Here is a 6,001-nt window from a genome sequence, read left to right on the forward strand (position 1 = left end):
TGTGACTCCTTATACCTAACATAATTCACTAAGTTAACTCAGCACGTCAAGTTCGTCCCGGTGTGCCTGTTCAGGTGTATCCAGGCTAGGTTTACATAGTTCACCTTTCTGCACAATTTGCTCAGCCCAAGGAGAGATTATGACCCAGCTTCGCCGTTCGCCTGCTGTCCTCACCGCCCTGCTCAGCCTGAGCCTGCTGACCGTTGCCCACGCCCAGGGCAAAGAGGGTCAGCTCAGCATCATGCAGTCGGAGCCGCCCCGCAGTATGGACCCCGCCGATCAGACGGCGACCTTTACCGGCAACGTCCTGGCCCCGGTCTACGAGGGCCTGACCCGCTTCAATAAAGCGCTGGAAATCGAACCGCTGCTGGCCACCAAGTGGAGCGTCAATAAGGCCGGCACCGAGTGGACGTTTACCCTCCGCTCCGGCGTTCAGTTTCAGGACGGCACGCCATTCAACGCGGCGGCAGTGGTGGCCTCGTTTGGACGCCAACTGGATGAGAAGCGCGGTCTGGCCGCCAGCGGACGCTTCCGCACCGTGATCGACAAGGTGACGGCCATCAACCCCACCACCGTGCGTTTCACGCTCAAGAAACCCTACCCGGCCTTTCCCAGCCTGATGTCGGGCAACGCCGCGTTTATCGTCAGCCCGGCGGCAGACAAGAAAGGCACGCTGGGCCGTCAGCCGGTGGGCACCGGGCCGTACAGTTTCGTGGAATGGAAATCAGGCGAGTACGTGCTGGAAAAGGCCAATCCCAAGTACTGGGGCAAGCAGCCGGGCATTCCATCCTTGAAATGGACCTGGACGAGCGAGCCATCCGTCATGAACCTGGCCATTCAGTCTGGGCAGGCCGATCTGGTCAACCCGCTGCCGCCGATCTTCACCCAGGTACTCAAGAACAATCCCAAGGTCACGCTGCTTCAGGGCAAGGGGGCCTCGGTGTTCTGGCTGTCGCTCAATGTCAAGCTCAAGCCGCTGAACGACGTGCGGGTGCGCCAGGCGCTCAACTACGCCACCGATCAGAAGGCGTTGGTTGCCACGTTGCTGCGCGGTTACGGTGAACCGGCCAACTCGCCGCTGGCTCCCGCCGATTTCGGTTACGATCCCGCCGCGCCCGGCTACCCCTATGACGTGGCCAAGGCCAAGAAGCTGCTGAGTGACGCGGGCTATCCCAACGGCGTGACCGTCTCGGTGGCCTCCCAGGAACCCGATTCCAGCATCGTGCAGGCTTTGCAGGGCATGTGGGCCAAGGCGGGCATCACCCTCAAGATCATGCAGATGGAAAGCGGCGTCTGGAGCGAGGCGGCCTTCGGCACGCCCGAACAGAAAGCAAAGGCGGGCATCAACAGCTCGTTCGCGTCCTGGTCTGCGGGCACGCTGGACGCCGACGGGCAACTCTCGCCGCTGTACGCCACCAGCAGCGCCTCGCCCGCAGGGGCCAACCTGGGCTTTTACAGCAATCCCAAACTGGACGCGCTCCTGACTCAGGGCAGCGCTGAAACCGACACCGCCAAGCGCAAGACCATTTACGCGCAGGCCCAGCGCATCATCTCGCAGGACGCGGCCCATGTGCTGCTGTACTACCCCAGTGACATCGCCGCCGTGCGGTCAACGGTCAAGGGCGTCTGGATCTTCCCCGGCGGCGGCATCCGGCTGGAAGACACCACCATGGGCAAGTAAAGAGCAACGAGAGTCACGGCTCAGCCCGGAAGGACGGGGCTGAGCCAACCCGCCTGAGCCAGTTCAGCCCAAGTCACGAGGTGCCGCGCCGATGTTCACCTATCTGTTCCGCAAGGTGGCGATGCTGCCCATCATGCTTCTGGCCGTCTCGCTGCTGATCTTCAGCGCGGTGCGGCTGCTTCCAGGCGATCCGGCCCGCGTCATGGCTGGGCCGCAGGCCACCCAGGAAGCCGTCGATGATATGCACGAACGCCTGGGACTGGGCCGCCCATTCCTGGTGCAATACCAGGTGTTTCTGAGCGGCGCGCTGCGCGGTGACCTGGGCGAATCGCTGCATTCAAAATTGCCCGTGACCCAGGACATCGCCGAGAGGTTGCCCTACACGGCGGCGCTGGCGCTGACCAGTTACCTCTTCGCCATCCTAGTAGGCCTGTCCACTGGCATCTTCGCGGCCATCTACCGGGGCACCTGGTTTGACCACCTCGCCATGATCATCGCCATTCTTGGTGCCTCGATCGCCAACTTCTGGCTGGCCCTGATGGCCCTGACCCTGTTTTCGGTCCAACTGGGCTGGCTCCCGCTGCTGGGGGCTGAAAGCTGGAAGAGCTATATCCTGCCCAGTGTCACGCTGGGCGTGCTGCCTGCGGCGCTGATTGCCCGCATGACCCGCGCCAGCATGCTGGAAAATATCCACCAGGATTACGTGCGGACGGCGCGCGCCAAGGGCCTGGGCAGCCGGGCGGTGTACCTGCGCCACACCCTGCGCAACGCGCTGATCCCCATCGTGACCATCGTGGGGCTAAACTTCGGCGGCTTGCTGGGCGGGGCCGTCATCACCGAAACCGTGTTCAACTGGCCTGGTCTGGGAAGACTGCTGGTGGACGCGGTGCGTTTCCGCGATTACGCCGTGATTCAGGGCGTGACGCTGCTGACGGTGATCATCGTGGTCAGCATCAACTTGCTGGTGGACGTGCTGCTGAGCGCGATTGATCCGAGGATCCGGTTTGAATAACGCATTTGTTCTGGACAGTGAACAGAGGGGAACACACCTATGACCCGCGCCGAGACCAAGCCAGCTTCGCCGCCCCGCCGCCTGAGACTGCTGCGCTACCCCAATCTGGTGATCGGGGCCGTGATGACCGTGGCCGTGGTGCTGCTGGGCCTGGCCGCGCCGCTGCTGACCAGTTATGATCCCTATTTGCAAGATCTGGGCAGTTCATTGCAACTGCCCTCCGCCGCCCACCTGTTCGGCACCGACGAGTTTGGCCGCGATCTGCTGACCCGGGTGCTGTATGGCGCGCGGATCTCGCTGCTGGAAGTCACCCTGAGCGTCAGTCTGGCGCTGGCCGTCGGGCTGCCGCTGGGGGTCATGGCGGGCTATTTCGGCGGAGTCGTGGACCAGATCATTACCTGGTGCGCCGATATCCTGTACGCCTTCCCAGGAATCGTGCTGGCCATTTTGATCGTCAGCATTCTCGGCACCAACCTGATCAACATGCTGATCGCCATCTCGGTGTTCGCCATCCCCGGCTATATCCGGCTGACCCGCAGCCTGACGCTGGCCCTCAAAGAGTTGCAGTACACCGAGGCTGCCCTGTCCCTGGGGGCCAGCGTGCCCCGGATCATGTTCGTGCATATTCTTCGCAATGCCCTGGCCCCGATCCTGGTCCAGGCCACGCTGACCGCAGGCGAGGTGATTCTGTCCGCCGCTGGCCTGAGCTTTCTGGGCCTGGGCGTCCAGCCGCCCGCCGCCGAGTGGGGGGCCATGATGAGCGAGGGCCGCAACTATCTGGGCGTCGCCACGCATCTGTCGCTGTTTCCGGGGCTGGCCATCACCTTCACGGTGCTGGGCCTCAACCTGCTGGGCGACGGCCTGCGGGACCGCCTGGATCCACGCTTCCGGGGCCGCCTGTGACCCTGAGACTTGCCGCGTGAGGTGGGGCTTTCTTGGGGCCTCACAGATTGGCCGGACCCTGGCCCCGGCGATGCGGGCCAGCGGGCAAACGCTGACTGCGGTGGCGGCCCGCTCTGGGCAGCGGGCTGCCGCCTACGCCGCAGTGGAGGGTTTTGAACGCACTGAGCCCGATTATCAGTCCCTGCTGGACGCCCCCGACATTGACGCCGTGTACATCGGTCTGACCACCGACGCCCACGTGCCCTGGAGCATCCGGGCACTGGGAGCAGGCAAACATGTCCTGTGCGAGAAACCATTGGCCATGAATGCCGGTGAGGTGGGCCAGCTAATGGCCGTCCAACAACGCACTGGACTCCAGGTCATGGAGGCGTTCATCCACCCGTTCCATCCTCAATTTGATTTTGTCCGTGAGGTTGTGGCGTCTGGCAGGCTGGGTGAGTTGAGAGCCGCCAATGCGGTCTTTCTCTCCCGATTTGAAGCCGCCGACAATTTCCGCTGGAACCGTGAACACGGCGGGGGGGCCCTCTTTGACCTGGGATGTTATTGCGTCAGCGCATTGCTGCTGCTGCTGGAGCAGCCTGTGGTCTGGGCCGACGCGCAGCAGGAGTTTCTGGGCGAGGTGGACGTCACGACGACCGGCCTGCTGGGCTTGCCGGGGGGCCGGGCCGCCACCCTCGCTTGCAGTTTGCAGGCCGCCACGGTTCAACAGCTCAGCATGACTGGAAGCGCGGCACATCTGGTCATGCCCCATCCGTTCTCCAGCATCGACAGCTCGGCAACTGTGACGGTAGGCGAACACCACGAACACTTTGCGCCGGTCAATCCGTACCAGCGGATGGTGGTTCATTTTGCCGCCGCTGCGCGGGGCGAGGTCCCGCTCAAACTCAGTCTGGCGCACTCGCTGGCTCAGGCCCAGGTACTGGACGCGCTGTTCCGTGCTGGGGCTGGCGGCCAGCGAACCTGGTTGGTCGCAGGCTCCGGGACGACACATGAAGGGTAGTGCGCTGAAGACAGGCCCTGACGACTGGTCACGCGTGCCAGTCACCACTGCGGCATGCGTCCCGTCATCTCTTCAGACTGAAGGGATCAAATGAATGTCGGCGTGGATCTGGGCGGGACGAAACTGGCGGTGGGCACGGCCGAGTCGGTTCAGATCATCTCGACCCCTGCCACCAGTGACGACATCATCGCGGCCATCGACACGCTCGCAGGAGAGGCCCGGGGGATCGGACTTTGCGTGGCTGGACGCGTGGACCTGCAGAGCGGCTCTACCTTCGCTGCCCAGTTGCCACAGTTGCACGGCGTGCCACTGGTCAAGCAGCTCAGCCGGCCAGGACGGCGAATCACCCTGCTCAACGATGCTGACGCGGCTGCCCTGGCCGAGCACCAGTTCGGAGCGGCGCGCGGCACCCACACCAGTCTGTACGTGACCGTCAGCACGGGGATCGGGGCGGGGCTGGTCAGCCAGCAACGCTTATACCAGGGATACCGGGGGCAGGCCGTCGAACTGGGTCACGCCGGAGGTCCAGGTCAGCAGCCCTGCCCCTGTGGCCGGACCGGCTGCATTGACGTCAGTGCGTCGGGCACGGCCATCACGAAAGCCGCCCGCGCTTTACTGGGAGACCCAACTGTCCCGGTCGATACGCTGTCTCAGATGGCGGCCCAGGGACATGCGGGCATCGGCCAGATCGTCCGGCAGGCGGCTGAAGACCTGGCTCCTTATCTGGGCAACGCCTGCGTCCTGTTTGATCCCCAGGTCATCGTGATGGGCGGCGGCGTGGTGCTGGGGTACGGGGAACTGTATCTGGAGACGCTCCGCCGCGCCCTGGCCAGCACCCTGGGACAGTGGCATCTGCCAGAAATTCGGGTGGCCCAGCTTGGACGTCAAGCGGGCATCCTGGGTGCCTTGCAATCGCTCGAATGAGGGAGTGGCAGAAGTACGCTCCCAGTCACAGGAAAATCAACGGTCCCCTCTCGGCTGATGCGGACAGCGCTCATGGTGCACAACGAGACGTGAGGGTGGAGCCGTTCCACTAGGATTTTGATTTGAACGCTTCCTGGTCGGCCTCGTTGCCCCCGACATGTCGGGGGCGTGAACGCTGGGGCGAGAACCCGGCCAGTCGCATGAACTCATAGGTGCGGCCCAGGTACACCGTTTTGCCAAAGTGCTCCTGAATCCAGTCCTGAACCATTTTGCCGCTCCAGACGATGCCCTGGTCAAAATCCTCGCGCAGACGGGCGGCGAACTGTTGCTGCTCCGCCTCGGTCAAGACCGAGGGTGCGCCTGGATTGTCGGCGCGGCCATCCCCCAGACCGTCCAACCCCAGGGTGTGATACCGATGCAGGACTTTGCGTGCACCCGAGACGGAATATTGAGTCAACGCCAGCAGTTCGTGTTCACTCTT

General features: G+C 63.6%; 6 protein-coding genes. 5 read left to right on the forward strand and 1 reads right to left on the reverse strand.

Annotated features, from left to right (window positions below; genetic code table 11):
* The first annotated feature begins 139 nt into the window (after nucleotides 1-139).
* The 5 genes from BOO71_RS03540 (at nucleotide 140) to BOO71_RS03560 (ending at nucleotide 5,520) form a co-directional block, all read left to right on the forward strand.
* Nucleotides 140-1,681, forward strand: a complete 1,542-nt coding sequence (locus tag BOO71_RS03540) for an ABC transporter substrate-binding protein (protein ID WP_075830599.1) — start codon at nucleotides 140-142, stop codon at nucleotides 1,679-1,681.
* Between the two features lie 91 nt (nucleotides 1,682-1,772).
* Nucleotides 1,773-2,693 (forward strand): ABC transporter permease, encoded by a 921-nt coding sequence (locus BOO71_RS03545; RefSeq protein WP_075830600.1) that lies wholly within the window; start codon nucleotides 1,773-1,775, stop codon nucleotides 2,691-2,693.
* Nucleotides 2,694-2,732: 39 nt separating this feature from the next.
* Nucleotides 2,733-3,596 carry an ABC transporter permease gene (locus BOO71_RS03550; protein WP_075830601.1) on the forward strand — a complete coding sequence of 288 codons (864 nt, stop codon included), beginning with the start codon at nucleotides 2,733-2,735 and terminating at the stop codon, nucleotides 3,594-3,596.
* 16 nt (nucleotides 3,597-3,612) lie between these two features.
* Nucleotides 3,613-4,596: a Gfo/Idh/MocA family protein gene (locus tag BOO71_RS03555; protein WP_075830602.1), complete on the forward strand. Its 984-nt coding sequence runs from the start codon at nucleotides 3,613-3,615 to the stop codon at nucleotides 4,594-4,596.
* 90 nt (nucleotides 4,597-4,686) lie between these two features.
* Nucleotides 4,687-5,520: an ROK family protein gene (locus BOO71_RS03560; RefSeq protein ID WP_075830603.1), complete on the forward strand. Its 834-nt coding sequence runs from the start codon at nucleotides 4,687-4,689 to the stop codon at nucleotides 5,518-5,520.
* A 109-nt stretch (nucleotides 5,521-5,629) separates the two neighbouring features.
* On the opposite strand, the gene BOO71_RS03565 is transcribed toward BOO71_RS03560, so the two are convergent.
* The coding region (locus tag BOO71_RS03565) for a winged helix-turn-helix domain-containing protein (protein WP_075830604.1) at nucleotides 5,630-6,001 on the reverse strand (372 nt) is incomplete at its 5' end.

The organism is Deinococcus marmoris (assembly GCF_001949125.1).
GTDB classification, from domain to species: Bacteria; Deinococcota; Deinococci; order Deinococcales; family Deinococcaceae; genus Deinococcus; species Deinococcus marmoris_A.